28 protein-coding genes are annotated in these 26655 nt (G+C 71.4%); 18 read left to right on the forward strand and 10 right to left on the reverse strand.

Going from position 1 to position 26655, the window contains the following annotated elements; translation table 11 throughout:
- Positions 1-64 precede the first annotated feature (64 nt).
- The 13 genes from glyA to BJ971_RS03730 all read left to right on the forward strand — a co-directional run bounded on the left by glyA (position 65) and on the right by BJ971_RS03730 (position 11047).
- Entirely contained in the window at positions 65-1354 is a 1290-nt protein-coding gene (gene glyA / locus BJ971_RS03670) for a serine hydroxymethyltransferase (protein WP_184989803.1), read from the forward strand.
- Positions 1355-1425: 71 nt separating this feature from the next.
- A complete protein-coding gene (locus BJ971_RS03675; RefSeq protein WP_221479085.1) occupies positions 1426-1836 on the forward strand; it encodes a hypothetical protein in 411 nt (136 codons plus the stop codon).
- Between the two features lie 209 nt (positions 1837-2045).
- A complete protein-coding gene (locus BJ971_RS03680) occupies positions 2046-2279 on the forward strand; it encodes an AtpZ/AtpI family protein (RefSeq protein ID WP_184989805.1) in 234 nt (77 codons plus the stop codon).
- Between the two features lie 15 nt (positions 2280-2294).
- A complete protein-coding gene (gene atpB, locus BJ971_RS03685; RefSeq protein WP_184989807.1) occupies positions 2295-3086 on the forward strand; it encodes a F0F1 ATP synthase subunit A in 792 nt (263 codons plus the stop codon).
- Positions 3087-3157: 71 nt separating this feature from the next.
- Positions 3158-3385, forward strand: coding sequence for an ATP synthase F0 subunit C (locus BJ971_RS03690; protein WP_184989809.1), 228 nt, complete (start codon positions 3158-3160; stop codon positions 3383-3385).
- Between the two features lie 33 nt (positions 3386-3418).
- Positions 3419-3961, forward strand: coding sequence for a F0F1 ATP synthase subunit B (locus tag BJ971_RS03695; protein WP_184989811.1), 543 nt, complete (start codon positions 3419-3421; stop codon positions 3959-3961).
- Positions 3958-4779, forward strand: a complete 822-nt coding sequence (locus BJ971_RS03700) for a F0F1 ATP synthase subunit delta (protein ID WP_184998628.1) — start codon at positions 3958-3960, stop codon at positions 4777-4779. The genes BJ971_RS03695 and BJ971_RS03700 overlap by 4 nt, the downstream gene beginning before the upstream one ends.
- 81 nt (positions 4780-4860) lie before the next feature.
- Complete coding sequence (gene atpA / locus BJ971_RS03705) at positions 4861-6510, forward strand: F0F1 ATP synthase subunit alpha (RefSeq protein WP_184989813.1); 1650 nt, start codon at positions 4861-4863, stop codon at positions 6508-6510.
- A 3-nt stretch (positions 6511-6513) separates the two neighbouring features.
- Positions 6514-7440, forward strand: a complete 927-nt coding sequence (locus tag BJ971_RS03710; protein WP_184989815.1) for a F0F1 ATP synthase subunit gamma — start codon at positions 6514-6516, stop codon at positions 7438-7440.
- The gene (gene atpD, locus BJ971_RS03715) at positions 7440-8882 is read left to right on the forward strand and encodes a F0F1 ATP synthase subunit beta (protein ID WP_221478725.1); all 1443 of its coding nucleotides are present in this window, start codon (positions 7440-7442) and stop codon (positions 8880-8882) included. The genes BJ971_RS03710 and atpD overlap by 1 nt, the downstream gene beginning before the upstream one ends.
- A 167-nt stretch (positions 8883-9049) precedes the next feature.
- On the forward strand, positions 9050-10192 hold the full coding sequence (locus tag BJ971_RS03720; RefSeq protein ID WP_184989819.1) for an LCP family protein: 1143 nt from the start codon (positions 9050-9052) through the stop codon (positions 10190-10192).
- A 97-nt stretch (positions 10193-10289) separates the two neighbouring features.
- Complete coding sequence (locus tag BJ971_RS03725; RefSeq protein ID WP_184989821.1) at positions 10290-10571, forward strand: F0F1 ATP synthase subunit epsilon; 282 nt, start codon at positions 10290-10292, stop codon at positions 10569-10571.
- A gap of 8 nt (positions 10572-10579) precedes the next feature.
- Positions 10580-11047 (forward strand): DUF2550 domain-containing protein, encoded by a 468-nt coding sequence (locus BJ971_RS03730; RefSeq protein WP_184989823.1) that lies wholly within the window; start codon positions 10580-10582, stop codon positions 11045-11047.
- A gap of 78 nt (positions 11048-11125) precedes the next feature.
- Here the strand turns inward: BJ971_RS03730 and BJ971_RS03735 are convergent, their stop codons facing one another.
- Positions 11126-11698 (reverse strand): cob(I)yrinic acid a,c-diamide adenosyltransferase, encoded by a 573-nt coding sequence (locus BJ971_RS03735; RefSeq protein ID WP_184989825.1) that lies wholly within the window; start codon positions 11696-11698, stop codon positions 11126-11128.
- A gap of 41 nt (positions 11699-11739) precedes the next feature.
- On the opposite strand from BJ971_RS03735, the gene murA reads away from it, so the two are divergent.
- Entirely contained in the window at positions 11740-13026 is a 1287-nt protein-coding gene (murA, locus tag BJ971_RS03740; RefSeq protein WP_184998629.1) for a UDP-N-acetylglucosamine 1-carboxyvinyltransferase, read from the forward strand.
- A gap of 17 nt (positions 13027-13043) precedes the next feature.
- On the opposite strand, the gene BJ971_RS03745 is transcribed toward murA, so the two are convergent.
- Positions 13044-13418 carry a Clp protease/crotonase-like domain-containing protein gene (locus tag BJ971_RS03745; protein WP_184989827.1) on the reverse strand — a complete coding sequence of 125 codons (375 nt, stop codon included), beginning with the start codon at positions 13416-13418 and terminating at the stop codon, positions 13044-13046.
- A gap of 124 nt (positions 13419-13542) precedes the next feature.
- On the opposite strand from BJ971_RS03745, the gene BJ971_RS03750 reads away from it, so the two are divergent.
- Positions 13543-14391, forward strand: a complete 849-nt coding sequence (locus BJ971_RS03750) for a 3-hydroxyacyl-CoA dehydrogenase family protein (protein ID WP_184989829.1) — start codon at positions 13543-13545, stop codon at positions 14389-14391.
- Positions 14392-14414: 23 nt separating this feature from the next.
- Here the strand turns inward: BJ971_RS03750 and BJ971_RS03755 are convergent, their stop codons facing one another.
- The 4 genes from BJ971_RS03755 to BJ971_RS03770 all read right to left on the reverse strand — a co-directional run bounded on the left by BJ971_RS03755 (position 14415) and on the right by BJ971_RS03770 (position 19844).
- Positions 14415-15152 (reverse strand): OmpH family outer membrane protein, encoded by a 738-nt coding sequence (locus BJ971_RS03755; protein WP_184989831.1) that lies wholly within the window; start codon positions 15150-15152, stop codon positions 14415-14417.
- On the reverse strand, positions 15139-17772 hold the full coding sequence (locus tag BJ971_RS03760) for an FtsK/SpoIIIE domain-containing protein (RefSeq protein WP_184989833.1): 2634 nt from the start codon (positions 17770-17772) through the stop codon (positions 15139-15141). The genes BJ971_RS03755 and BJ971_RS03760 overlap by 14 nt, the downstream gene beginning before the upstream one ends.
- A gap of 84 nt (positions 17773-17856) precedes the next feature.
- On the reverse strand, positions 17857-19221 hold the full coding sequence (locus BJ971_RS03765) for a hypothetical protein (protein ID WP_221478726.1): 1365 nt from the start codon (positions 19219-19221) through the stop codon (positions 17857-17859).
- A complete protein-coding gene (locus tag BJ971_RS03770; RefSeq protein ID WP_184989836.1) occupies positions 19218-19844 on the reverse strand; it encodes a DUF4126 domain-containing protein in 627 nt (208 codons plus the stop codon). The genes BJ971_RS03765 and BJ971_RS03770 overlap by 4 nt, the downstream gene beginning before the upstream one ends.
- Positions 19845-19901: 57 nt before the next feature.
- On the opposite strand from BJ971_RS03770, the gene nucS reads away from it, so the two are divergent.
- Positions 19902-20561, forward strand: a complete 660-nt coding sequence (nucS, locus tag BJ971_RS03775; RefSeq protein WP_184989838.1) for an endonuclease NucS — start codon at positions 19902-19904, stop codon at positions 20559-20561.
- A gap of 3 nt (positions 20562-20564) precedes the next feature.
- Here the strand turns inward: nucS and BJ971_RS03780 are convergent, their stop codons facing one another.
- From BJ971_RS03780 to BJ971_RS03790, 3 genes are read right to left on the reverse strand one after another with little or no spacing between them, the layout of a single operon-like run.
- Positions 20565-22064, reverse strand: coding sequence for a DUF6297 family protein (locus BJ971_RS03780; protein WP_184989840.1), 1500 nt, complete (start codon positions 22062-22064; stop codon positions 20565-20567).
- Positions 22061-22708 carry an ABC transporter ATP-binding protein gene (locus BJ971_RS03785; RefSeq protein ID WP_184989842.1) on the reverse strand — a complete coding sequence of 216 codons (648 nt, stop codon included), beginning with the start codon at positions 22706-22708 and terminating at the stop codon, positions 22061-22063. Before BJ971_RS03785 ends, BJ971_RS03780 begins: the two co-directional genes overlap by 4 nt.
- 22 nt (positions 22709-22730) lie before the next feature.
- On the reverse strand, positions 22731-24224 hold the full coding sequence (locus tag BJ971_RS03790) for an aldehyde dehydrogenase family protein (RefSeq protein WP_184989844.1): 1494 nt from the start codon (positions 24222-24224) through the stop codon (positions 22731-22733).
- A 56-nt stretch (positions 24225-24280) separates the two neighbouring features.
- Here BJ971_RS03790 and BJ971_RS03795 point away from each other — a divergent pair, with 56 nt between their 5' ends.
- Both BJ971_RS03795 and BJ971_RS03800 read left to right on the forward strand, forming a co-directional pair.
- Positions 24281-24610 (forward strand): Rv1322 family protein, encoded by a 330-nt coding sequence (locus BJ971_RS03795; protein ID WP_184989846.1) that lies wholly within the window; start codon positions 24281-24283, stop codon positions 24608-24610.
- Positions 24611-24620: 10 nt separating this feature from the next.
- On the forward strand, positions 24621-25418 hold the full coding sequence (locus tag BJ971_RS03800) for an alpha/beta hydrolase (protein WP_239087506.1): 798 nt from the start codon (positions 24621-24623) through the stop codon (positions 25416-25418).
- Positions 25419-25421: 3 nt separating this feature from the next.
- Here the strand turns inward: BJ971_RS03800 and BJ971_RS03805 are convergent, their stop codons facing one another.
- On the reverse strand, positions 25422-26588 hold the full coding sequence (locus BJ971_RS03805; protein WP_184989850.1) for an AI-2E family transporter: 1167 nt from the start codon (positions 26586-26588) through the stop codon (positions 25422-25424).
- Between the last annotated feature and the right edge of the window lie 67 nt (positions 26589-26655).

A 26655-nucleotide genomic window follows, 5' to 3' on the forward strand; every position in this document is an offset into this window, starting at 1 on the left:
CAGGCAGGGCCCAATAAGCCATATGCTCGAATCCGGCAGCGTCGCCGACGTGAGGGAGCGCGCCATGGAGACGTTCTGGGGCCCCGACTTCGGTGCGCTCGAGCGCGAGGACCCGGAGATCGCGGAAGTGATCCTGGGCGAGCTGGAGCGTCAGCGCGGCGGTCTGCAACTCATCGCGAGCGAGAACTTCACCTCGCCGGCCGTGCTGGCCGCGCTCGGCTCGACGCTGACCAACAAGTACGCCGAGGGCTATCCCGGCCGGCGCTACTACGGCGGCTGCGCGCAGGTGGACCGCGCCGAGGAGCTGGCGATCGACCGCGCGAAGACGCTGTTCGACGCCGAGCACGCGAACGTGCAGCCGCACTCGGGCTCGGCGGCCAACATGGCGGCGTACGCGGCGCTGATCCAGCCCGGTGACACGGTGCTGGCCATGGACCTGCCGCACGGCGGCCATCTCACCCACGGCAGCAGGGTCAACTTCTCCGGCAAGTGGTACCACCCGGTCGGCTACGCGGTGCGGCGCGAGACCGAGCTCATCGACTACGACGAGGTCCGCGACCTGGCCCTCGCGCACCGGCCCAAGCTGATCGTCTGCGGCGCGACGGCGTACCCGCGTCTGATCGACTTCAAGGCGTTCCGCGACATCGCCGACGAGGTCGGCGCCTATCTGATGGTCGACGCGGCGCACTTCATCGGCCTGGTCGCCGGCCGGGCCGTGCCGTCGCCCGTAGCGCATGCCGACGTCGTGTGCTGCACCACCCACAAGGTGCTGCGCGGGCCACGGGGCGGCATGATCCTGTGTCGTGAAGAGCTTGCCGCGCGTATCGACAAGGCCGTCTTCCCGTTCTCGCAGGGCGGCCCGATGATGCACACCATCGCCGCGAAGGCCGTCGCCCTCCACGAGGCGGCACTGCCCGAGTACCGCTCGTACGCCAACCAGGTGGTCAAAAACAGTCAGGCGCTCGCCGCCGGGCTGGCCGTGGAGGGCATGCGCCCGGTCTCCGGCGGCACCGACACCCACCTGGCCCTTGTCGACCTGCGCGACGTCGGGGTCAGCGGCCGCGACGCGGAGGCGCGCTGCGACCAGGCCCGGATCACCCTGAACAAGAACGCGATCCCGTTCGACCCGGAGAAGCCGATGACCGCCTCCGGGATCCGGGTGGGCACGGCGAGCGTGACGACCCAGGGCATGCGCGAGGGCGAGATGCGCCGGATCGCCGGGCTGATCGCCGCCGCGGTGCGCGCGGAACCGAGCTCGCCCGGCGGCGCCGCCGCGCTGCGTGAGGTCGCCGGCGAGGTGTCGGACCTGGTCCGGGACTTCCCGGCGTACGCGCAGGTCGGGGTGCCGGCGTGAACGATTCCGCCGACCGCGTGGTGCCGGCACAGCCCGGCGCCGTCGACGACGACAACGAGGACGCCCGGCCGCTGCCCGACCTGCCGCCGCTGCCCGCCGATCCGCGCTGGCGCGTCGAGCATCTGCCCTTCCTGACCGCCTTCTCGGTGGCGCTGATGATCTGCGCGGCGTCCGTCGGCTTCTTCGCCGGCGGTGCGCCGTCGGCGGTGGGCGCGGCCGCCGGGGTGGCCATCGTCACGGTCAGCTTCACGATGTCGACCCTGGTGCTCGCCTGGGCGGACACCGTGCGCCCCGCGCTGCTGATGCCGCTGGGGATGCTGACCTACGTGGTGAAGTACACGTTGCTCGGCGTGATCCTGGCGTTTGTGGTCTCCTCGGAGTGGCCGGGCCGGTTCGCGATGGGGTGGGGAATCGTCGCGGGAGTGCTCGGCTGGACCGCCGTGCAGATCTGGTGGGTGGCGCGGACCAGCCTCTCCAAGTGATCTTTTGCACTGGCGTTTCGGCTGGTCAGTGCCCCTTTGGGTGCCATCTGTCCACGATCCGGTGACTGATGCACGGCGAAGTTGTCCGGTTCTGGCGGAGGAGGAGTAGCGTGATGGCGAGTTGCGAGACCCCTGACGCCTGGACAACTGCGGTTGTGCGGGGGGTCCCGCTTAGCTTTGTCTCGCCTGCTGATATCGTTCGGGCCGTCATGACTGGTGAAAAACCTCCCGGCAACCCCCACGGCGACGACGGTCAAAATCCCCCCGACTCGGGCATGGGAATGACGGCCCTCAGCTATCTCCTCGGGGGAATGCTGGTCTGGGGTGGCATCGGCTGGTTGGTCGACCACTACGTCGGGACCAAGGGCATCTTCGCCGGAATCGGTGTCGTTATCGGCACCGCCGGCGGTGTCTACCTCATCGTGCGCCGTCTCGGCGCCTGACAGGAAAGGGCTACGGTGACCGGTCAGTCGATCGTCCTCGCAGCGGATGTTCCGTTCCCGCCGAGCGTCGAGGACTTCTACCTGCCCAGCATCGCGCCGTGGGGTGAGCACTCCTACTGGTTCACCAAGATCACCCTGCTGGTCTGGGTGTCCGTCGCGGCGCTCATCATCTTCTTCCTGGTCTCGAACCGGAAGCCGCAGCTCGTACCCACGAAGAAGCAGTGGCTGGCGGAGAGCCTCTACGGCTTCGTCCGCAACAACATCTCGGTGGAGATGATCGGGCCCCGAGGTGTCGCCTTCGCGCCCTACCTGACGACGCTGTTCTGCTTCATCCTGCTGAACAACTTCTTCGGCATCGTGCCGCTCATCCAGATCTCGCCGATGTCACACATCGCTTTCCCCGCGGTTCTCGCGGTGATCAGCTATGTGTTGTTCATTGCCGTCGGTATCCGGCACCACGGTTTCGTCAAGTACTTCAAGACCGCGTTGATCCCGCCGGCGCCGTGGTTCATTCTGCCGCTGCTGATTCCGATCGAGTTCTTCTCGAACTTCCTGGTCCGCCCGTTCTCGCTGGCGGTCCGACTTTTCGCCAACATGTTCGCCGGGCACATGCTGCTGCTCGTGTTCACGCTCGGCGGCTTCGCGATGCTCAGTGCGAATGTCTGGTACGCGCCGTTCTCGATCGTCTCGTGGGCGATGACGATCGCGCTGACGTTCCTCGAGTTCATGGTGATCGTGCTCCAGGCCTACGTGTTCACGGTCCTGACCGCGAGCTACGTGGCGGGCGCCCTCGCCGACGAGCACTGAGTCGCCCGCCCGCTTAACACCCCGTTGTCGTCCCGCGTGAAAGTCACGCGAGATACCAGGAGGAATCAGTAATGGACGTTATTGCCGCCGTTACGGGCAGCACCGCCGCCATCGGCTACGGTCTTGCTGCCATCGGCCCCGGCATCGGTGTCGGCCTGGTCTTCTCGGCCTACATCCAGTCGACGGCCCGCCAGCCGGAGTCGTCGCGCCTGACCCTGCCTTTCGTCTGGATCGGCTTCGCCGTCATCGAGGCGCTCGCCCTGCTGGGCATCGCCTTCGGCTTCATCTGGCAGGGCTAGCCCCGACGCTGTCCCGCCGAAACGGAGGTTCACATGCTCTCGTACCTAGCCACTGAGGTGGTTGAGGAAGCCGAACACAGCCCGATCATTCCGATCTGGCAGGAGGTCGTGGTCGGCACGGTCGCCTTCGCCGTGCTCTGCTTCGTGCTGATGAAGTTCGTCTTCCCCATCATGGAGAAGACCTTCGCGGCGCGGGTGGACGCGATCGAGGGTGGCATCAAGCGGGCCGAGACCGCTCAGGCGGAGGCCAACGAGCTGCTGGAGCAGTACCGCGCCCAGCTCTCCGAAGCCCGCACCGAGGCTGCTCGCATCCGTGACGAGGCTCGTGCCGACGCCGAGGGCATCCGCCAGGACGTCCTGGCCAAGGCCCGTGAGGAGTCCGACCGCATCATCGCGGCCGGGCGCGACCAGCTCGCGGCCCAGCGCGAGAGCATCGTCCGTGAGCTCCGCTCCGAAGTGGGCACGCTCGCGGTGGACCTGGCCAGCAAGATCGTCGGTGAGTCGCTCGCCGACGAGGCGCGCAGCCGGGGCACCGTCGACCGCTTCATCAACGAGCTCGGCGCGGGCGCCCGCTGATGGCGACCGTCAACCGGGAGTCGTACGCGGCGGCCGCCGAGAAGCTCGCCGCGGACACGCGGCAGGCGACGGCCGCGCAGCTCGCCACGACCGCCGACGAGATCCTGTCGGTGGCCCGGCTGCTGCGCGGCGAGCTGCGGCTGCGTCGGGCACTGACCGACCCGTCGCGCGGCGGCGGCGACCGGGCGGACCTGATCCGCTCGATCCTCGCCGGCAAGCTCGGTGCGGTCACCGTCGACGCGCTCGCGACCCTGGTGTCCGCGCGCTTCTCCCGGCCGTCCGAGCTGCTCGACGCGGTGGAGCGGCTCGGCGTGGACATGGTCCTGGCGGCGGCCGACAAGGCCGGCACGATCGCCGAGGTCGAGGACGAGCTGTTCCGCTTCGGTCAGATCGTCGGCGGCGACGCCGAGCTCGCGGTCACGCTCAGTGACCCGGGTGCGCCTGCCGAGCGCCGGGTTAAGCTGGCCAGGGACCTGCTGGAGGGCAAGGCCCAGGCGGCGACGATCCAGCTCATCGCGGTGGCGCTCGAGGGTTTCGGCGGGCGCAACTTCGAGACCTCGCTGATTCGACTGGTCGAACTGACCAGCGCGAAGCGGGACCGCGAGGTGGCCTACGTGACGGTCGCCAAGCTGCTCGGCGACGCCGAGGAGCAGCGGCTCGCGGCCAAGTTGGCCGACATCTACGGCCGGCAGGTTTCGCTGAAGTTCGAGCTGGATCCGAGCATCATCGGCGGCCTCAGCGTCCGGGTCGGCTCCGACCTCTACGACGGCACGATCCTGCGGCGACTCAACGAAGCCCGGCAGGCGTTCGCTAAATAGTTTCTTCCCCTCGGTGGCGGCGACGTCCCGAGCACGCCCTCGGCGGCGGCGACGCCCCGAGCCGACTAGAGAAGGCAGAGGATGGCCGAGCTGACCATCTCCTCGGACGAGATCCGGGGGGCGCTAGAGCGCTACGTCTCGTCCTACACGCCCGAGGTCTCCCGTGAGGAGGTCGGCATCGTCTCCGATGCGGGCGACGGGATCGCGCACGTCGAGGGTCTGCCCTCGACCATGGCGAACGAACTGCTTGAATTCGCCGACGGCACGCTGGGTGTCGCCCTGAACCTCGACGTCCGCGAGATCGGCGCCGTTGTCCTGGGTGACTTCACCGGCATCGAGGAGGGCCAGCAGGTCAAGCGGACCGGCCGCGTCCTCTCGGTTCCGGTGGGCGACGCCTACCTGGGCCGCGTGGTGAACGCGCTCGGCGAGCCGATCGACGACCGCGGCCCGATCGAGAGCGAGGGCTTCCGCGAGCTCGAGCTCCAGGCGCCGAACGTCATGTCCCGGCAGCCCGTGAAGCAGCCGCTCCAGACCGGCATCAAGGCGATCGACGCCATGACGCCGATCGGCCGCGGCCAGCGCCAGCTGATCATCGGCGACCGCAAGACCGGCAAGACCACGGTCGCGCTCGACACGATCATCAACCAGCGCGCCAACTGGGAGTCCGGCGACCCGGACAAGCAGGTCCGCTGCATCTACGTCGCCATCGGCCAGAAGGCGACGACGATCGCCAGCATCCGGGGCACGCTGGAGGAGCAGGGCGCGCTGGAGTACACGACGATCGTGGCCTCGCCCGCGTCCGACCCGGCCGGCTTCAAGTACATCGCCCCGTACACCGGTTCGTCCATCGGACAGCACTGGATGTACGCCGGCAAGCACGTCCTGATCGTCTTCGACGACCTGACCAAGCAGGCCGAGGCGTACCGCGCCGTTTCGCTGCTGCTGCGCCGCCCGCCGGGCCGCGAGGCGTACCCGGGCGACGTCTTCTACCTGCACAGCCGCCTCCTCGAGCGCTGCGCGAAGCTCTCGGACGACCTCGGCGGTGGCTCGATGACCGGCCTGCCGATCATCGAGACGAAGGCCAACGACATCTCGGCCTACATCCCGACGAACGTCATCTCGATCACCGACGGCCAGATCTTCCTCGAGGCCGACCTGTTCGCCTCGGGTGTGCGCCCGGCCATCAACGTCGGCACCTCGGTGTCGCGGGTCGGCGGCTCGGCACAGGTCAGGGCCATGCGGAAGGTCTCCGGCCGGCTCCGCCTCGACCTCGCCCAGTTCCGTGAGCTGGAGGCCTTCTCGGCCTTCGCCTCCGACCTGGACAGGGCGTCGCGTGCCCAGCTGGAGAAGGGCGTACGCCTGGTCGAGCTGCTCAAGCAGCCGCAGTACTCGCCGTACTCGGTGGCCGAGCAGACCATCATCATCTGGGCCGGCACCACGGGCCAGCTCGACGACATCCCAGTCGGCGACGTGCGCCGCTTCGAGTCCGAGCTGCTGGACTGGGTCAAGCGCAACCGCGGCGAGACCTTCACGGCGATCGAGTCGACCGGCGAGCTGAGCGACGAGCAGGTCGAGACGCTGCAGAGCGGCGTCAACGAGTTCAAGGTGCTGTTCAAGCAGGGCGAGACCCGTAGCAACGTCGGCAACGAGGCGCAGGCCGAGCCGCTGGCCGACGGCAGCGAGAGCCGGGAGACGGTGACCCGCGAGGTCCGTCCCGGGGACGAGAACTAAGCCATGGCCGGTCAGGTACAGGCACTTCGGCGGCGCATCCGCACCGTCAAGTCCACCAAGAAGATCGCCAAGGCGCAGGAGCTCGTCGCGACGAGCCGCATCGCCAAGGCGCAGGAGCGGGTGAACGCCTCCAAGCCGTACGCGGAGGCGATCACGCGGGTCCTGACGGCGCTGGCGTCCAACGCGACGATCGACAACCCCCTGCTGCAGTCGCGCGAGCGGGTGCGGCGGGCCGGGGTCCTGCTGATCACCAGCGACCGGGGCCTGGCCGGCGCCTACAACGCCAACGCGATCCGCACCGCCGAGCAGCTCATGGCCCGGCTCCGTGCGGACGGCAAGGACGTGGCGCTGTACATCGTCGGCCGCAAGGGCGTCGGGTACTACCGGTTCCGTAACCGGCCGATCGAGACCAGCTGGACGGGGTTCTCGGAGCGGCCGTCGTTCGCCGACGCCCGCGCCATCGGCAACGCCCTGCTGGAGGCGTTCGTCGCCGGAGCGGACAACGACGAGTCGTTCGGGCCGGACGGCATTCAGGGCGTCGACGAGCTGCACATCGTCAGCACCCGGTTCAAGTCGCTGATGACCCAGGCCGCGGAGGCGCGCTTCCTGGCGCCGATGCAGGTCGAGGAGCTGGAGCGCGAGCCCGGGCTGCGTCCGGCATACGAGTTCGAGCCCGAGGCGGAGGAGCTGCTCGAGGCGCTGCTGCCGAAGTACCTCAACACGCGGATCTACGCGGCGTTGCTGGACTCGGCGGCCAGCGAGTCGGCGTCTCGGCGCCGGGCGATGAAGAGCGCGTCGGACAACGCGGACGACCTGCTCAAGCGGTACACGCGCGAGATGAACTCCGCGCGGCAGGCTGCGATCACCCAGGAAATCAGTGAGATCGTCGGCGGCGCCAACGCGCTGGCCGCGGCGGGAAGTGATGAGTGATGACTGCTGTTGCTGAGCCCACCAAGACGGAGACCGGCGTCGGCCGCGTCGTCCGGGTCATCGGCCCGGTCGTCGACGCCGAGTTCCCCCGTGACGGCATGCCCGGAATCTTCAACGCGCTGCACGTCGACGTGACCCTCTCCGGGGGCACGAAGACGCTGACCCTGGAGGTCGCCCAGCACCTGGGTGACAACCTGGTCCGCGCCATCTCGATGCAGCCGACCGACGGCCTGGTCCGCGGCGCCGAGGTCCGGGACACCGGCTCGCCGATCTCGGTGCCCGTCGGCGACGTGACCAAGGGCCACGTGTTCAACGCCCTCGGCGAGGTGCTCAACGTGGACCCGTCCACGCTGGACATCACCGAGCGCTGGCCGATCCACCGCAAGCCCCCGGCGTTCGCGGACCTCGAGCCGAAGACCGAGATGCTGGAGACCGGCATCAAGGTGCTCGACCTGCTCGCGCCGTACGTGCGCGGTGGCAAGATCGGCCTGTTCGGCGGCGCGGGCGTCGGCAAGACGGTGCTCATCCAGGAGATGATCATCCGGGTCGCCCGTAACTTCGGTGGTACGTCGGTGTTCGCCGGCGTGGGTGAGCGCACCCGCGAGGGCAACGACCTCATCCTGGAGATGGCCGAGGGTGGCGTGCTCGACAAGACCGCCCTCGTCTTCGGCCAGATGGACGAGCCGCCGGGCACCCGCCTGCGCGTCGCCCTCTCCGCGCTGACCATGGCGGAGTACTTCCGTGACGTGCAGAACCAGGAGGTGCTGCTCTTCATCGACAACATCTTCCGGTTCACCCAGGCCGGCTCCGAGGTGTCGACGCTGCTCGGCCGCATGCCGTCCGCCGTCGGTTACCAGCCGACGCTGGCGGACGAGATGGGTGAGCTCCAGGAGCGGATCACGTCGGTCCGTGGCAAGGCGATCACCTCGCTCCAGGCGATCTACGTGCCCGCCGACGACTACACCGACCCGGCGCCGGCGACCACGTTCGCCCACCTGGACGCCACGACGAACCTCGAGCGGTCGATCTCCGACAAGGGCATCTACCCCGCCGTGGACCCGCTGGCCTCCAGCTCGCGGATCCTGGCGCCGGAGTTCGTCGGTGCCGAGCACTACGCGGTCGCCCGCGAGGTGCAGCGGATCCTCCAGAAGTACAAGGACCTGCAGGACATCATCGCCATCCTCGGCATGGACGAGCTCTCCGAGGAGGACAAGGTCACGGTGCAGCGGGCTCGCCGCATCGAGCGTTTCCTCTCGCAGAACACGTACGCCGCCGAGCAGTTCACCGGCGTACCCGGCTCGACGGTCCCGCTGAAGGAGACCATCGAGGCGTTCAAGAAGATCAGCGAGGGGGAGTACGACAACTACCCCGAGCAGGCCTTCTTCATGTGTGGTGGCCTCGAGGACCTCGAGAAGAACGCGCATGAGCTCATGAAGGGCTGATCTTGCGGATCTCACGTGAGCCGCGCCGACGCTTGTCGGCGCGGCTCACGCGTTTCCAGAGTGCCGTTATGTCCGTTTAGCTACGCAGTACTGCTTTCGGACGTGAATCTTTCTTTTGTTGATCGGATAGTCTGGCACTGCCGTTGATCGCGGATGGTTCGACCGGCATGGTTGGGGATCGAGTGGCGAAGAGCAGTAAATCCGGGAACCGCCGGCGCGCGCCCCTGTGGGCGCGGCTCTGCGCGATCCTCGGGGCCGTCCTGATGGTCGTCAGCGGCGGCGGGCTCGTCACGAGCCAGGTGCTGGTGGCGCGCTATGCCGGCGCGGTCGAGACCAAGGACCTCTTCGGCAACGCCGCCAACGGCGCCACCAAGGCGAGCGACATCAAGGGCCCGGTCAACATCCTGCTGGTCGGCATCGACCCGCGGAACACCAACGCGGCACCGCTGTCCGACTCGATCATCGTGGTGCACATACCCAAGGACCTGAAGCAGGCCTACCTCTTCTCGATCCCGCGCGACCTGCGGGTCGAGATCCCGCCGTTCGAGAAGACGGGCTTCCGGGGCGGGACCGCGAAGATCAACGCCGCGATGTCGTACGGCAGCTCGATCGGCAACGGCAAGCACGACGTGGCGCAGGGCTTCGACCTGCTCGCCAAGACGGTCAGCAAGCTGACGGGCATCAAGAAGTTCGACGCCGGCGCGATCATCAACTTCAACGGCTTCAAGGACATCGTCGACGCGATGGGCGGCGTCACGATGAAGATCGACCAGAACGTGAAGTCGGAGCACCTGAAGCCCAACGGCAAGCCGCGGGACCGCCGCCCCGAGTGCGCGGCAAACAACTGCGAGCACCCCTACATCGGGCCGCAGGCGGAGTACAAGAAGGGCACGTACCACCTCGAGGCCTGGCAGGCGCTCGACTACGTGCGTCAGCGCTACGGCCTGCCCCGCAGCGACTACGACCGCCAGCGGCACCAGCAGCAGTTCATCAAGGCGATGGCCTCGCAGGCGCTGAGCAAGAACGTGGTGACCAACCCGGTAAAGCTCGACGCCGTGCTGCGGGCCGCCGGTGACGCGCTGATCTTCGACGGCAACGGCCACACGATCGTCGACTGGGGCCTGGCGCTCAAGGGCCTGCGCTCCGACGACATGACCCTGGTCAAGCTGCCCGGCCGGAGCATCATCGAGAACAAGAAGTACCTCGGCGAGGCGCTCGAGCCCTCCGCCGACTCCTTCTTCGCCTCCGTCAACAACGACACGATCACGACGTTCCTGATCGACCACCCAGACTTCTTCCAGAAACTCTGATAGTCGGCAGTGGCGGTCGCCACCCGAGGCACCGTGGTGTCACCCAGCCGTTTAGACTTCATCCCAAGAGCGTCCGCAGGCTTTACAAGGAGACAGCGTGGCCAATCAGCTGCACGTCCAGGTCGTCGCCGTCGAGGAGAAGGTCTGGTCCGGCGAAGCCGAGATGGTCGTCGCCCGCACCGTCGAGGGTGAGCTCGGCGTGCTGCCCGGCCACGCCCCACTGCTCGGCCTGCTCAAGGAGCCGTCACAGGTGCGGGTCAAGCTCGCCGGTGGCGAGCAGCTGACCTACGACGTGGCCGGTGGCTTCCTCTCCGTCGACGCCGACGGTGTGACGGTCCTGGCCGAGAGCGCCACCCCCGCCACTCCCGACGCGCACTGACGCCGGCGATGCGGGTTCTGGTGATCCTCGGAATCTGCGTCGCCACGCTGCTCGTCGCCCTCTTGGCGGTCTTTCTGCGCCGCCGCCTGCTCATGGCCGGCGGCGGCACCATCCGGCTACAGGTCCGGGTGAGCACGATGGTCCCCGGGCGCGGCTGGTCCTCCGGGATCGGCCAGTTCGTCGGTGACGAGTTGCGCTTCCACCGCATGTTCAGCTTCGGCTTCCGTCCCAAGCGCGTGCTGAACCGCCGCACGCTCGAGGTCGGCCACCGGCGGCTGCCGGAGGGGCCGGAACGCCTGACCATGCCGGGCCACTGCGTGGTGCTGCTCTGCACGACGGGCCGCGCGCAGCTCGAGATCGCCATGGCGGAGTCGACGGTGACCGGTTTCCTCTCGTGGCTCGAGGCGGGCCCCCCGGGCCAGCCGGGCTCGGTCGCGCCCCGCCCGGCCATCACGCCCCGGGTCGTCGAGCGCTGATCCAGGGCGCGGCCCGACCCGGTCGGGCCGGCCGCGCCGCGTCTCGCCGCGTCTCGCCGCGCTGGCGGGCGGGACGGCTCAGGAGACCCCGCCGGGCACCCACTTGACGTCGCCGGCCGGATTCGCCGTGCGGGCCAGGATGAACAACAGGTCCGAGAGCCGGTTCAGGTACTTGGCCGGCAGCGGTGACGTGCGTGCCTCGTCCAGTTCGTGGAGGGCCCAGGCGGACCGCTCCGCCCGGCGCGCGACAGTGCGGGCCACGTGCAGCAGCGCCGCGCCCGGCGTGCCGCCCGGCAGCACAAAGGAGTCGAGCGCCGGCAACTGGTCGTTGTACTCGTCGCACCAGCCCTCGAGGCGGGTCACGTACGCCTCGTTGATCCGCAGCGGCGGGTAGGGCGGGTCCTCGGCCAGCGGGTTGCACAGGTCGGCGCCCACGTCGAACAGGTCGTTCTGCACGGCCGTCAGGACGCTCTTGACGTCCGGGGCGAGTGCGCCCATGGACAGCGCGACGCCGATCGCGGCGTTGCACTCGTCGGCGTCGGCGTACGCCGCGACCCGGGGATCGGTCTTCGCGGTGACCTCGTTGTTGCCGAGCCGGGTCGCGCCGGCGTCGCCGGCGCGGGTGTAGATGCGGGTGAGATGCACAGCCATGCCCCCCACCCTACGGAGGTGGCTGGGCGCTGCCCCATACGATTGCCCGCGTGGATGTGATCAGGGTCAAGGGCGGCGTGCGTCTCTCCGGCGATGTCACGGTCGGCGGCGCGAAGAACTCGGCACTCAAGCTGATGGCGGTCGCGCTGCTGGCGGAGGGGCGCAGCGTGGTCACCAACGTCCCGCACATCACCGACGTCGCCATAATGGCCGAAGTGCTACGCCGGCTCGGTTGCGACGTGTCGCTCGGCGCCGGCGACGCGACGATCGACGTGCCCGCCGAGCCGGGCAGCGAGACGGACTACGACCTGGTGCGCCGCCTGCGGGCCTCCATCTGCGTGCTGGGCCCGCTGCTGGCCCGCCGCGGCTACGTCCGGGTGGCACACCCCGGCGGCGACGCGATCGGCTCGCGCGGCCTCGACATGCACGTGGCCGGCCTGGCCCGGATGGGCGCCGACATCTCCGGCGAACACGGCTTCGTCATCGCCTCGGCGCCCGGCGGCCTGCACGGCGCCAAGATCTGGCTGGACTTCCCGAGCGTCGGCGCGACGGAGAACCTGCTGATGGCGGCCGTCCTGGCCAAGGGCGTCACCGAGATCGACAACGCGGCCCGGGAGCCCGAGATCGTCGACATCTGCGACATGCTCACCGCGATGGGCGCGCAGATCTCGGGCGCGGGCTCCTCGACGCTGACCGTCGAGGGTGTCGACGGGCTCAAGCCGGTGCGCCACGCCACGGTCGGCGACCGCATCGTCGGCGGCACCTGGGCGTTCGGCGCGGCGATGACCCGCGGCGACGTCACGGTGCACGGGGTGCAGCCCGCCTACCTGGAGATCGCCCTGGACAAGCTGGTCTCGGCCGGCGCCGTGGTGGAGCCGGGCGACAACCTGTTCCGGGTACGCATGGACGACCGCCCCAAGGCCGTCGACATCGTGACCCTGCCGTACCCGGGCTTCGCGACCGACCTGCTGCCGATGGCAATCGGCCTGGCCGCGGTGAGCACGGGCTCGTCGCTGATCACCGAGAACATCTTCGACGGCCGGTTCATGTTCGTGAACGAGATGGTCCGGCTGGGCGCGGACATCCGCACCGACGGCCACCACGCGGTGGTGAACGGGCGCGAGCGTCTCTCCGGCGCCCCGGTGCGGGCCACCGACATCCGCGCGGGCGCCGGCCTGGTCATCGCGGGCCTGTGCGCCGAGGGCAGCACGGAGGTCGGTGAGGTCCACCACATCGACCGCGGCTACCCGAACTTCGTGTCGGACCTTTCCGGGCTCGGCGTCGAGGTGGAGCGCGCGGTCGTCGCCGAGCCGACGTTCGACTTCTGAGCGGGCCTGGCGCCCGCTCAGAGGGCGGGTGAGCCGCCGACCAGCCTGCGGGCCTCGTCTACCTCCTCCGGGAAGACCAGGACCATCAGTCGGCCGTCCGGGCGGGCGGCCGACGTCGAGCGGATGCCGGCCGCGGCCAGCAGGCCGCGGATTTCCACGGCGATGCCCGGGTCGAAGGTCGCCGCGGCGGGGCAGAGCAGGCCGTAGTCTTCGGTCTCGCCGAAGATGGCCAGGCCCTCGTAGGTTTCGCGTCCTTCGCAGAGCTCGCGCGGCGGGTTCTCGCCGACCTGGTTCCATTGCAGGCCCATCCGCCAGAAGACGGCGGCGAGGAACCCGACCAGCGCGACGGCTATGAACGGCCCTACCAGGTACCAGCCGTCGCTTGGTGGCATGCGCACAGTCTGGCACCGGTGGCCGCCGTTTTCCCCGATTTTGCCCCGATCGAGGCACTGAGTCAGCGTTAAGCGGGGCGGTTAGGCTGTCACCGCAACCTCTACGTGGAGAAGGAGAGCACACATGGCGGGTCGACTCGCTGTCATCGGCTCCGGCCTGATGGGTTCCGGCATCGCACAGGTGGCGGCCCAGGCGGGCTGGCAGGTCACCATGCGGGACCTGGATGAGGCATCGCTGAGCCGCGGCGTCGCGGCGATCCGGGACTCCCTCGGGCGCTTCGCCGCCAAGGGGAAGATCTCGGCCGAGGACGCGGAGGCGGCGGCGGGGCGCATCACCACGACCACCGATCTCGAGGCGATGGCCGACGCCGACGTGGTGGTCGAGGCGATCTACGAGAAGCTCGAGGCGAAGCACGAGGTCTTCCGCGCGCTCGACAAGATCTGCAAGCCCGGCGCGGTGCTCGGCACCAACACGTCCGCGATCCCGATCACCCAGATCGCCGCAGTCACCTCGCGGCCCGAGTCGGTCGTCGGCATCCACTTCTTCTCGCCGGTGCCGATGATGAAGCTGGTCGAGCTGGTCCGGGGTTACCAGACCTCCGACGAGACCCTGGCCGACGCCCGCAACTTCGCCGAGGAGGTCGGGAAGACCTGCGTCGAGGTCAAGCGGGACGTGGCCGGCTTCGTCTCCAACCGGCTCTTCTCGGCCCTGCTGGTCGAGGCGATCAGCCTGGTCGAGAGCGGCGTGGTCTCGGCCGCCGACCTGGACACCGTCATGAAGCTGGGCTTCGGGCACGCGATGGGCCCGCTGGCCACCGTCGACCTGACCGGCCTCGACGTGATGCTGAACGCGGCGAGCAACATCTACCACGACACCGCGGACGAGAAGTTCTTCCCGCCGGAGCTGCTTCAGCGCATGGTCACCGCGGGTGACCTGGGCCGCAAGACCGGCAAGGGCTTCTACACGTACTGACGTGCCTCGCGGGAGCGCGCCGGCTAGCGCGTTCCCGCGAACGTCACGGACAGCAGCGTGGCCGCGAGCATGCCGCCGAGCAGGGTCAGGCCGATGCCGCCGACGTCGAGCCGGGCGTTCAGCCGGCGGTGCGCGATCGCGGCGGCCACCGGAACGCCCGCCGACGGCGCCATCAGGAACGCCAGCCAGCCCAGCCCGCGCAGCACGGCCCCGCCCGGGATTCCGCTGCCGCCGAAGGTCACCAGCCCGGCCGCGACCAGCCCGCACGCGCCGGCGATCAGCGCGCCGAGCACCGGCAGCAGCGGCAGCACCCAGCGCGGCACCGGGCGGCGCGCGGCCGGGCGCACGGTGACGTCGATCCGCTCCGCCGTCCGGGCGAGCAGCGTGCGGGCCGACTGCCGCGGCGCCGGTGCCGGACCGCCGGCATCCGGCGAGCTCTCGAGCGCGACCCGCGGCAGCGTCTCGATCGCCGCGGGCTCCGGCATCTCGCCGAGCGTGCGCACCCGCATCCCCCGGGCCCGGCGCAGCCCGTCCCAGAGCCGGGCCGCCTCCCGGTCGACGTCGAGCACCTGTGCCGCCGCGGCACCCGCCCAGCGGTCGGCCGCGATGGCGTCGTTCTCCGCCCGGGCCAGCTCACCGGCCGCCTGTGCCGAGCTGGTCTGGTAGGCCTGCTCGGCGTTCTCCAGCTCCTCGTCGCGGCGCCGGGCGACGTCGGCGAGCGCGCTCATCATCAGCTGGTAGTCGCGGTCACGTGTGGTCACTGTTCACCTCGTACGGGATGATCACTTCCGGATGACGGTGCACCGATCGGTCGAAGAAGAGTGCCCGGCGGCGGCGCGGATACCAGACCGGCCCGCCGGGTTGCGGTGAGAGCGGGCTGAGCTCGGGGCCCTGCACGTCGAGGGCGACCCACGCGCCGATGGTGTCCAGGCGCGCGCCGATCCCGCCCAGGTCGTCGCGCAGCCGCTGCACCGAGCGCCACCAGCCCAGCACGTGCGTGCGGTCCTCGGGCCCGTCGGTGAGCACGGCGCGCAGCCGTTCCCGGTAGGACGGTCCGGCGGCGTCGAGCGCGTAGCCGAGCAGGTAGTGCGGGATGCCGTCCGGCTCGAGGGCGGCGAAGAGCTGATCCAGGTCGGCCGGGCCGTACCAGTCGGCCTGCGGAAGCTCGGCGATCAGCCGGGCCGCCGCCCGCTCCGCGCCCGGGTCGAGGCAGGCCACGCTGAACCGCGCCGGCCCCTGCGCGGCCAGCGACAGCGCGGCCGCGGCGAGCACGTCGCAGGCCTCGCCGGTACGCGTGCCCAGCACCGCCAGGTTGCGCCCCGGCATCCGCCCGAGCCGCAGCCGGGCGGGGCGCGCGGCGACGTCGATCCGCTCGCCGAGCACCGCGCCGGGCGAGGAGCCGATGTCCGAGGTCACCCGCGGCACCCGCCCCGCGGGCCGGTACGCCTCGGGCAGCCGCGGCACCGCGTCGCCGTCGAAGAGCCGGGGCGGCACGCAGTCGTCCGGCCGGCTGTGCCACAGCTTGTGCTGGAGGGTGCGCCACGCGGCCCGGTCGCCGGCATCGGGCAGCCGCACGATGTGGTTGGCGCCGGCCGCGCCCGAGTCGGCGTTGACGACCGCGTGGAAGCGGGGGATGACCGCGGCCGCCAGGTTGGTGTCCGCGAGCACGCGCCGCGCCTTCGGGAGCGCGATGCGCAGGGTGAACTGTCCGATCAGGCCGGACCGGCCCCAGAGCGCCTCGATGCCGGAGACGTCCTGGCTGGCCAGCACGAGATGGATGCCCTGCGAACGGCCGCGCCGGGCCAGGTCCTCCAGGAGGGTCACGGCCTCGTCGGCGAGCGCGTCGCGCCCGGCGAGAAGCACCTGGAACTCGTCGATGACGGCGACGATCCGGGGCCAGTGCCCGCCCGGGTCCTCGGCGCGCAGCTCGGCCAGCTTCGACGCCTCGTACCGCTTGGCGGCCTGCGCCCGGGCGCGTAGCTCCTCGCCGAGGTGGCGCAGCATCGCGAGACCGAACTCGCGGTCGCCGTTGACGTTGATGCCGGCCAGCCGGACCTGCGGCAGCCAGCTGGGGTCGCGCGGGCCGGGCGCGAACCGCGCGAACGACACGCCCTCCTTGAAGTCCAGCAGGTAGAACGCCAGCTCCGCCGGGCTGTACCGGGCCGCGAGCGAGCCGATCCAGGCGTAGATCAGGTTCGTCTTGCCGGAGCCGGACGGGCCGCCGATGAGCGCGTGCGGCGGGTCGTCGCCGAGCGGCACGCAGATCAGCGGGCCGTCGGTGCTGTCGCCGATCGGCGCGGCCAGGCCGTGCGCGGACGACTCGGTCCAGAGCTTGTCGGGCTCGAGGTCGGCGAAGCTGGCCGGCGGCGGCCCCTCGCGCAGGCGTTCGGCCGTGCTCCGGGCGAAGCCGGCGATCCGGTCCGGCGGCGGCGGCGCGTCGAGGGTCACCGTCAGCTCGCCGGTGGTGTCGCAGGTGGCCGTGCCGTCGCGCACGGCGATGTGCTCCACCGTGGGATGCGGCGCGAGCTCGAGACCCCGGACCACCAGGTGTACGCCGCAGGCAACGCCGGTGCGGACGATGCGGTCGAGCTGGGCACGCTGACTACCGGTGAGCTCGGCGTCGGCGAGCAGCACGACCACCCGCCACGGCTCGCGGCGCGGGCCGGCGGTCGCGGCGGTGAGCTCGGCGAGGGACGCGTACTCGCCCGCCAGCACGGTCTCGTTGACCCGGCAGATCTGCTCGACCAGGTCATCGAGCACGGCGCTCAGGCCGCCCGGGCCGACGAAGGAGAGCAGGCCGGCGTTGCCGAGCGGCGCGAACGCCGCGAGCGTGCCGCCGAGCTGCTCGGGGTCGTAGACGGTGAGCCGGACGTCGCCGGGGCGGGTGGTGCCCAGGGCCCGCAGCAGCAGCCCGGAGATGACGCCGTCCGCGGTCTCCGGGTCGCCGACGAGGTTCACGTGCGCGTGGTCGAGCAGCGGCACCAGGGCGGGCAGGCGCCGGTCGCCGTCGCCGGCGTCGTAGCTGACCGTGCCGATCCGCAGCAGCCGGGGGCGGCCGACCCGGTCGGGTTCGGTGGGCGTCCAGTAGCGCCAGGGCGTGCCGGCGGAGCCGGACGCGCAGAGCGCGGCCAGCGACTCGACGTTGCGGGTCAGCGTGGCGGCCTCGGTCGAGGTCCGCCGCAGGATGTCCTGCCGCGCGGCCTCGCGCGCCTCGGCGAGCTGGGCCAGGCAGGTCGAATAGGCGTCCCGGATCAGCTGTTTGCGGCGCAGGGCCTCGCTGCGGGCCGACTCCGCGGCGGCCAGCACCGCCCGGGCGGTGCCGCGCGCCTCGGCCAGCTCCTGCCGGACGACGGCGACCAGCGTGTTGCGGTGGCTACCCACAGCACCCCCCGGAAGTCACGATGGGAGATTTTAACCATTTTGCCGTGGTTGCCAACTTATGTGGCGCGTGTCGCTATCGAAGCGTCACCGCACGGGTTCCCGGCGGGCGCCGCCGGCCCCGGCAAGCCAGCGCGGATCGGTGCTCACCAGGTCCCGCCAGAGGTGCGCGGCCACCATGTTCGCCGCCTCGGCCTGCCAGCGGTGCAGCGAGCGCCGGGGCACGTAGCGGCGGAACCAGTCGACCGCCCGCCGCGCGTCCCGGTCCAGCCCATCGGGCAGCGACCGCCGCCGGTACGGCCGCAGCCCCAGCACGCAGCAGTAGTAGAGGGTGTTGAAGTAGCGCCACTCCTCGGTGGTCCCGAACGCGCCGGCCGGCTTGAGCCGCAGCACGTGCTCGCTCAGCACGGCCCGCAACTCCGCGGCCCGCACCAGCGGCTGCTCGGCGACACCGGGCCCGCGCGCGGCCAGCCGCCGGTCGACGGCCGGCAGGTCGACGAGCGGGTTGCGCAGCAGCCGGCCCACGTCGCCGAAGTCCTCCAGGGCCCGCCGGGTCAGCCGCTGGAACTCCTCCGCGTCCAGGGCGATCATCCGGTGCCGCTCGCGCCGCCGGGGCAGCGCGTCGGCCGCCAGCAGCAGCGCGGCGCGGTCCTGCCGCAGCCGCTCGTCACCAAGGAACGCCAGCCGGTCCAGCCCGGCACGCAGCTGCCCCGCACACCCGACCGCGCCGACCACCATCGCCACCAGCGCGAACTGCAGCAGGGTCACCGCGCCGAGGCCGGGCGCGGCGAGCATCGTCAGCACCGCCGGGCCGCCGCAGAGCAGCAGGGCCGCCGCACCGGCGATCAGCGCACGGCCCAGGCCGGGCTGTAGCCGCTCGCCCGCGTCGACCGCGTCGGCCACCGCGACGAGGAAGCCCATCAGCAGCAGATCGAGGCCGATCGCGGCGACCACCAGGACCGGCGCGCCCAGGTCGATCGGGGCCAGCACGACGACAAGGCCGAGCGCGTACAGCGCGGCCGCGGCGGCGAGGGCCGACGGCAGCGCGGTGGGGCGCACCCGCTCGCGGTAGCGCATCAGCAGGACCATCGCGCCCGCCAGCGGCGCGAGCGCGACCAGCTTGCCGACGCCGGGCAGCACCGCGGCCAGCACCAGGAACACCGCCGCCAGGATCGGCCAGCCGCGGTTCGCCGGCCGGTACTCCGGCGCGGCGCGGGGCAGCAGGCCGGCGGCCACGCCGGCCCAGAACAGGGCCGGCACGCAGAGCAGCAACTGGGCCAGGGCGGAGGCCGGGCTCAGCGTCCAGGCGACCACCGCGACCGCGTACGCGATCAGGGCGGCGGCCGAGCGCCACAGCAGCGGACGGGTGGGGTCACGCCCCACCAGGTAGCAACCCAGCCACCAGGTCAGGGCGAAGGCGGGTACGGCGATCGCGGGCACCGCAGCAGTCAACCAAACAGACGCTCGGTACCGACACCCTCTAAAGGCCTCCCTTCCCGCTTTCGCCGCTTTCGCCGCCTGATCACCCACCAGGTGGCGAACATCATCAGCAGGAGTCCGAGCAGGACAAGCACCGGGAGCAGGATCGCCAGCACCGACAGCAGCACGCTGCCGAGGTCCTCGGCCGTGCTGGCCACCGGCGCGCCGAGGCCGGCCGTCGAGGCGTTCACCACGGGTCTCGACACGGCCTTCACGCCGTGCACGCAGAGCGCGATGACCACACCCGCGGCGACGGGCACCCACTGGTGCGAGCCGAAGAACGAGCCGGGATCGGACACGGTCACCGTCTGGGACGCCGAGCCGGCCCCGAACGCGAGCCCGCCGGCGGTAGGCCGGATCACGGTCTGCACGACGTCGTTGGCGTGGTCCAGCACCGGCACCTTGTCGGCGACCACCTCGACGGCGAGCAGAACCACGAGGATGCCGATGGCCCACCCGCCGGAGAGCCACTGCCAGCCGTCGGGCAGCTCGATCAGATCCGTGTATCGGGCCAGCAGACCCATGGTGAGCAGGGGGATGTAGGCATTGAGTCCCGCGGATGCCGCGAGGCCGGTACCGGTGAGCGCTTCGAGCACGTCCCCAGGATGGCACCGCCACGCGAGCCCGCCCGGCGCGGCGGCTACCCTCGTCGGGTGCGCCTGGTCATTGCGAAATGCTCCGTGGACTACGTCGGCCGCCTCTCCGCCCATCTACCGCCCGCGGTGCGACTGCTGATGGTCAAGGCGGACGGCTCGGTCTCGATCCACGCCGACGACCGTGCATACAAGCCGCTGAACTGGATGAGCCCGCCCTGCAAGCTGCGCGAGGCGGACGGCGTGTGGCGGGTGGTGAACAAGGCCGGCGAGGAGCTGCGGATCACCCTCGAGGAGATCTTCCAGGACACCTCGTACGACCTGGGCGTCGACCCGGGCCTGGTGAAGGACGGCGTCGAGGCCCACCTCCAGGAGCTGCTCGCCGCGCACCCGGAGACCTTCGGCGAGGGCTGGAGCCTGGTCCGCCGCGAGTACATGACCGCGATCGGCCCGGTGGACCTGCTCTGCCGCGACGCCGCCGGCGGCGCGGTGGCGGTCGAGATCAAGCGGCGCGGCGAGATCGACGGCGTCGAGCAGCTCACCCGCTACCTCGAGCTGATGAACCGCGACCCGCTGCTCGCACCGGTGCAGGGCGTCTTCGCCGCGCAGGAGATCAAGCCGCAGGCCCGGGTGCTGGCGACCGACCGCGGCATCCGCTGCGTGGTCGTCGACTACGACCGGCTGCGCGGCATGGAGCGCGACGAGCTCACCCTCTTCTAGCCGCTAGCGGGCACTGAGCTCGACCCGGTCCTTCTCGGTGGTCCCGCTCACGTACGCCCGCGCGCCGAGCGCGGCGACCGCGCCCTGCACCGCGACGCCGGTCCAGGTCAGCGGGGTGCCCTGGGCGATCTGCACCACCGTTGGCAGGCCGAGCAGCAGCACGTCGAGCCCGGCGAACGCGCTGATCGCCGGTCCGGTCGAGAACGACCCCATCGGGGTGTCCAGCGGCAACAGTCCGTTGTCGACGAAGCCGACGCGCGCCCGGCGGATCGTCGCGGCCGCGCCGGCCGGGCCCAGCACCAGCCCCAGCGCCCACCACGGTCCGGCCGGCAGGTCGCCGAGGCCGCGCAGCAGGGACAGGGCGGCGCAGTACCAGAGTGCGGCCAGCACGCCGGGCACCCAGAGCCGCTGGATGACCGAATCCCGCGAGCTCAGGCCGAGCAGGCGCAGCAGGACCGGGTTGCCGGCGTCCGTGCGGACCGTCGCCGCGGCCGCGCCGCCGGCGGCCAGGCCACCGGCCAGCACGGCGACGGCGAGGATCCACCCCGGCGCGTGCGCCAGCAGCGCCGGCAGGGTGGTGGCGCCGGCCAGCCACAGCAGCCGGCGCGGCCGGCGGCGCAGCAGGATCAGATCCTGAGCCACCAGTACGGGCACCCGCGTCGACAGGCGCCGCGACCTCAGCCTGCGCCGCGCCCAGTACCGCCGCTCGATCATCTCCGTCACGAACGACGGCTCCACCCCGAACGCCGAGTCGAGCAGCGTGCCGGCGGTCTTGGACGCCTCGAGGATCCGTTCGTTGGGGGTACGCGCGAGGCGGCGTACCGCGAGCAGGAAGAAGGCGGTCACGACCACCGCGAGGGCCGCGGTCACGGCGGGCACGACGCCGCCGGCGGGCCATCCCGCGCTCGCGCGGGGCGCGGAAACGGCCGAGTCGACGACCAGCCCGGCCAGCCCAGCCGCGGCCAGCAGATAGGCCGCGTCGTCCGACCAGGCCGACCATCGGCGGTTCGCCTGCGCGTCCAGCGCGACGAGCAGCAGGGCGCCGCCGAGCAGCGCGCCGGCCAGCGGCAGCAGCGCGTCCGGGCCGGGCACGGGCCGCGCGGCGACGTGCCCGAGCACGGCGAGCCCGCCGAGCGTGCCCGCGAGCGCCGCACCGATCGCCGCCGACCAGAGCGAGGGCAGCAGCAGCCGGCGGCGGCTGACCGGGGCGGTGAGCAGCCAGGATGCCGCCGGGCGGCTGAGGCCGAGCGGGCCGAGGCGGCGCAGCGCGAGGTAGAGCCCGCCGACGATGACCAGGCACAGCGCGCCGCCGGCCAGCGCGGAGGCGTTCGGTGCGGCCGGCCAGAAGATCGCCGCGAGTTGCCGGTGCAGCATGCCGCCGACGATGGCGACGAACAGCACGGCGAAGTAGAAGTTGCCGAGCGTCTCGCCGCGCTCGCGGTGCGCCGACCGGGTCCGGCGCACCCAGCGCCGGACGCTCCCGACGGCGACGGTCGTGGTCACCGCGCCCCGGCGGCGTGCAGGTCGGCCATGTTGATCGTGGTGGTGCCGGCCGCGGCCGCGAACGCGTCGTCGTGGCTGGCGATCAGCGCCGTGCCGCCGCCGGCGAGATAGTCGCGCAGCAGGCCGGCCACCATCGTCCGGGCCTGCGGGTCGAGGCGCTGCTCGGGCTCGTCCAGGATCAGCAGTCGGCTCGGCCGCAGCAGCGCCAGGGCCAGGGTGAGCCGCTGCTTCTGGCCCGAGGAGAGCGAGGGCGGGATGACGTCGGCGTGTGACGCGATGCCGAAGCGTTCCAGCATCTCGTCGAGGCCGGCGGTCTCCGGGGTCAGGCCGTGCGCGCGGCAGACGAGTTCGCCGTGCTCGCGGGCGGTGAGGCCCGGATACCAGGTCGGGGGCTCCACAGTGGTGACGACGGCACGCCAGAACTCCGGTGTGGAACCGGGCGGGCCGCCGAAGATCTCGATCTCGCCCGCGTCCGGGCGCTGGAGGCTGGCGACGCAGCGCAGCAGCGTGGACTTGCCGATGCCGTTCTCGCCGGTCACGCAGACACCGGCGCCGACCGGCACGGTCAGCTGGACGTCCACCAGCACCGGCGCGGAGCCGTAGCTCACCGACAGGTCGCGGACCTCGATCGCGGAATGATCCACCGGCCGACGCTAGCAAACGGGGTCACGGGCGGCGGCCGTACAGCAGCTTCACCGCCTTGACGATGCGCTGCACCTGCGCCGGGGTGCGCTCGAAGGTCATCGAGGGCAGCAGCGAGGGCGCCCGGCGCACGCTTATCGACTTGGCCCGGCCGAACTCGCGCAGCCCGTCGTCGCCGTGGATGCGCCCGAAGCCGGAGTCGCCCATGCCGCCGAAGGGCAGGTTGGCGTTGCCGACGAAGCTCAGGGTGGAGTTGACGGCGACCATGCCGGCGCGCATCCGCCGGGCGATCCGGACACCGTTGGCCTTGCCGAACACGGCGCCGCCAAGGCCGTACGGCAGCGAGTTGGCCTTGGCGATCGCCTCGTCGGCGTCGGCGACCCGGGTGATGGTCAGCGTCGGCCCGAACGTCTCCTCGCGGATCGCGGCCGAGTCGTCGGGCACGTCGACGAGCACGGTCGGCGCGACGTTCGGCGGCTGCACCGCGTCGGCGCCGCCGAGCACCGCCGTCGCGCCGGCGGCGAGCGCGTCGTCGATGTGCCGGCGGATGATGTCGACCTGGCCCGGCATCGTGATCGGGCCGATCTCCTCGCCCAGCCGGAGCCGGCCGGCCTTCTCCACGACGGCGGCCACGAAGGCGTCGTAGACCTGCGTGACGGCGTACGCCCGCTCGATGCCGATGCAGGTCTGCCCGGCGTTGGTCATCGCGCCCCAGACCGCGGCCTCGGCGGCCGCGGCGACGTCCGCGTCGGCGTCGACGATGAGCGCGTCCTTGCCGCCGGCCTCGAGGATGACCGGTGTCAGGGTCTCCGCGCAGGTGGCCATGACCCGCTTGGCGGTGGCCGTCGAACCGGTGAACGCGATCTTGCCGACGCCGGAACGGCACAGCGCGGCGCCGACGTCGCCCAGCCCGTGCACCGCTTGCAGCACCGGCTGCTCGGGCACGACCTCGGCGAACGTGTCGACCAGCCACTGGCCGACCGCCGGGGTGTACTCGCTCGGCTTGAGCACCACGGCGTTGCCGGCCGCCAGCGCGCCGCTGATCGGCCCCAGCGGCGTGAGGATCGGGTAGTTCCAGGGGCCGATCACGCCGATCACGCCGTACGGCTGGTACTCGAGGTGGCCGGCGTGCTCGGCGACCAGCAGGCGGGTCTTGACCCGCCGCGGCCCGAGCACCCGCTTGGCGTTGCGGGCCGCCCAGTCCACGTGCTCGATCGCGGCGATGGCCTCGATGATCGCGTCGGTGGCCGGCTTGCCCGTCTCCGCGTGGGTCAGCTCCCCCAGCTCCTCGATCCGCTGGACGAGCAGGGCACGCCAGCGCAGCAGCCGCGTCTTGCGGCCGTCGAAGCCGAGGCCGGCCCACCAGGCGGCGGCCACGCGGGCCCGCTCGACCGCGGCGTCGACCGCCTTGTCGTCGCTGACGGGCACGCGTCCCGCCTCGACGCCGGTGGCGGGGCTTGTCGAGATGAGGAAGCCGTCCTCGACCACGGGCAGGCCGGGAGTGCGGGTAGCCGTCATGAACGTGAGTCTAGGTCGCATTCGGCGGCCCGCGCCTCACACGTACGCTTGATTTCGTGAGTCCTCGCCGCAACCGCCCACGGCGCTCCGAGCCGTCCGCGCCCTTCGGCGGCGAGGGCGCCCGCAAGGGCGTCGAGGGCATCCAGCAGTATCAGGACGGCGAGTGGATGGTCCGGTCGATCTTCGGCGGGGCGGCGGTCAAGGCGTACCGGTGCCCCGGCTGCACGCAGGAGATCCGCCCCGGCGTCGCACACATCGTGGCCTGGCCGGTCGACGACCGCGGCGACGAGAGCGACCGGCGGCACTGGCACACCGGCTGCTGGCGGGCCCGTGACCGGCGCGGCCCGACGGTGGAACGCTCGCGCAACGCGCCACGCTATGGGTGAGGATGGGAACGTGAGTAACCAGATCCGTGCGAACTCCGTGCTTCCTGCCCGGCGGCAGGACATCGAGCTGCACACTGCCGACGGCCTGACGCTCGTGGGTGAGCTGGCCCGGCCCGAGGCGGGCGAGCCGGTGGCGACGCTCGTGTGCCTGCACCCCCTGCCGACGCACGGCGGGATGATGGACAGCCACATCTTCCGCAAGGCGGCCTGGCGGCTGCCGGCGCTGGCCGGCGTCGCGGTGCTGCGCTTCAACACCCGGGGCACGTCGAGCGTGCGTGGCACCAGCGAGGGCGAGTTCTCGGCGGGCGAGGCGGAGAAGTACGACGTCGCGGCCGCGATCGAGTACGCCGAGTTCCTCGACCTGCCGAACATCTGGCTGCTCGGCTGGTCGTTCGGCACCGACCTGACGCTGATGCACGGCCTCGACCCGGCGGTCGCGGGCGCGATCCTGCTGTCGCCGCCGCTGCGCTTCTCGTCCGAGGAGCACCTCGCCGCCTGGGCGGCGGACGGCAAGCCGGTGACCGCGCTGGTGCCGGAGTTCGACGACTACCTGCGCCCGGCGGAGGCCGAGGCCCGCTTCGCGGCGATACCGCAGGCGGAGGTGGTGGGCGTGCCGGGCGCCAAGCACCTCTGGGTCGGCGACGCGGAGACCGTGCTCGACGAGGTCGTGCGCCGGGTGGCGCCGGGCGTCGAGGTGCCGCTGCCGCGCACCTGGCCGGGCGAGATGGAGTCCGGCGACATGAACGCGTACGCGGACCGCACGGTGGCGGCCTTCTCGGACGTGCCGATGCCCAAGCCCGGGTCGTGAGCGCTACTTCTGCTCCATGCTGGGGTTCACGACCTCGCGGATGATGAGCTGGACCGCCGCCACCACCGGGATGGCGATCAGCGCGCCGATGACGCCGAACAGCCCGACGCCAAGCAGCGCCGCGGTCACCGCCGCCACGTCGCTCACCTTCACCGACCTGCGCATCACCCTCGGGTAGATCAGGTAGTTCTCCACCTGCTGGTAGACGACGAAGAAGACGATGCAGACGATGCCCGTGGTCAGCGAGTCCGCCAGCCCGACCAGGCTGACGATGATCGCGCCCAGCGTCGCGCCGATCTGCGGGATCAGGTCGCAGACCGCGACGACCACCGCCAGCGCGAACGGGTACGGCAGGTCGACGATCGTCGCGAACACGAACGTGCAGACGCCGGCCAGCACCGCGATCGCGATGGCGCCCACCATGTACGCGCCGACCTTGCCGAGGATCTCGTCGGTCAGCAGCCGGACCCGGTCCCGCCGGGAGCGGGGGACCAGGGAGTAGGCGCCCTCCTTGATCCGGTCGAAGGCGGCCATGAAGTAGATGACCAGCACCAGCACGGTCAGCACGTTGAAGATCGTGCCGAAGAGCAGCTTCGCGCCGCCGACCACGCCGCCCAGCGCGTCGGTCACCGTGCCGGCGTCCACGGCACTCTGCACCTTGTGCAGGATGTCGTAGCGCTGGACCAGGTCGTTCACCGTCTCGTTGCGCTGGAGGCTCTCGATGTAGCCCGGCGCGTTCTCGACCAGCTCGCCGGTCTGCGTGACAAGCGGCGGGATCAGCGCGAACACGCCGCCGCAGAGCAGCAGCACGATGGAGAGCGTCAGCACGGTCACGGCCAGCCACCGGGGCACGCCCCAGCTGCGTATCCGGGTGACCGCCGGGTTGAGGCCGATCGCCAGGAACATCGCGATGAAGATCAGCACCAGGATCGAGGCCGCGTTGCTCAGGCCCAGGAAGATCCCGTACGCGGTGATCAGCCCCAGCCCGCCCAACAGTCCGAACAGGAACGGGTTGCGCCAGTTGAGCGGCGGGCCGGGCCGGCCGAACTCGCCGGAGTGATCGGCGACGACATCGTCGGCCGGCACGGCATCGTCGGCCGGCGGCTCCACCGCATCGGTGTCCTCGTCAACCGCGCGGGCATCGTCGGCCGTCACCCGGAACCTCCCCATCTGCACGACGGGGGCCCGGGCAGAGGTCGGCGACCGGTGCGCCCCGGCGCAATTTATCGGTACTGGC

The sequence above is a fragment of the Amorphoplanes digitatis genome, assembly GCF_014205335.1.
In the GTDB taxonomy this organism is placed as follows: domain Bacteria; phylum Actinomycetota; class Actinomycetes; order Mycobacteriales; family Micromonosporaceae; genus Actinoplanes; species Actinoplanes digitatus.

Bases quoted from the DNA above. Each gene is read 5' to 3' on its own strand.
- BJ971_RS03750 (WP_184989829.1), top strand. From the start codon at position 13,543: ATGGCGGGTCGACTCGCTGTCATCGGCTCCGGCCTGATGGGTTCCGGC.
- BJ971_RS03805 (WP_184989850.1), bottom strand. From the start codon at position 26,588: ATGGGGAGGTTCCGGGTGACGGCCGACGATGCCCGCGCGGTTGACGAG.
- BJ971_RS03680 (WP_184989805.1), top strand. From the start codon at position 2,046: ATGACTGGTGAAAAACCTCCCGGCAACCCCCACGGCGACGACGGTCAA.
- glyA (WP_184989803.1), top strand. From the start codon at position 65: ATGGAGACGTTCTGGGGCCCCGACTTCGGTGCGCTCGAGCGCGAGGAC.
- BJ971_RS03720 (WP_184989819.1), top strand. From the start codon at position 9,050: ATGGTTGGGGATCGAGTGGCGAAGAGCAGTAAATCCGGGAACCGCCGG.
- BJ971_RS03695 (WP_184989811.1), top strand. From the start codon at position 3,419: ATGCTCTCGTACCTAGCCACTGAGGTGGTTGAGGAAGCCGAACACAGC.
- BJ971_RS03745 (WP_184989827.1), bottom strand. From the start codon at position 13,418: ATGCCACCAAGCGACGGCTGGTACCTGGTAGGGCCGTTCATAGCCGTC.
- BJ971_RS03710 (WP_184989815.1), top strand. From the start codon at position 6,514: ATGGCCGGTCAGGTACAGGCACTTCGGCGGCGCATCCGCACCGTCAAG.
- BJ971_RS03790 (WP_184989844.1), bottom strand. From the start codon at position 24,224: ATGACGGCTACCCGCACTCCCGGCCTGCCCGTGGTCGAGGACGGCTTC.
- atpA (WP_184989813.1), top strand. From the start codon at position 4,861: ATGGCCGAGCTGACCATCTCCTCGGACGAGATCCGGGGGGCGCTAGAG.
- BJ971_RS03730 (WP_184989823.1), top strand. From the start codon at position 10,580: ATGCGGGTTCTGGTGATCCTCGGAATCTGCGTCGCCACGCTGCTCGTC.
- BJ971_RS03690 (WP_184989809.1), top strand. From the start codon at position 3,158: ATGGACGTTATTGCCGCCGTTACGGGCAGCACCGCCGCCATCGGCTAC.
- BJ971_RS03735 (WP_184989825.1), bottom strand. From the start codon at position 11,698: ATGGCTGTGCATCTCACCCGCATCTACACCCGCGCCGGCGACGCCGGC.
- atpD (WP_221478725.1), top strand. From the start codon at position 7,440: ATGACTGCTGTTGCTGAGCCCACCAAGACGGAGACCGGCGTCGGCCGC.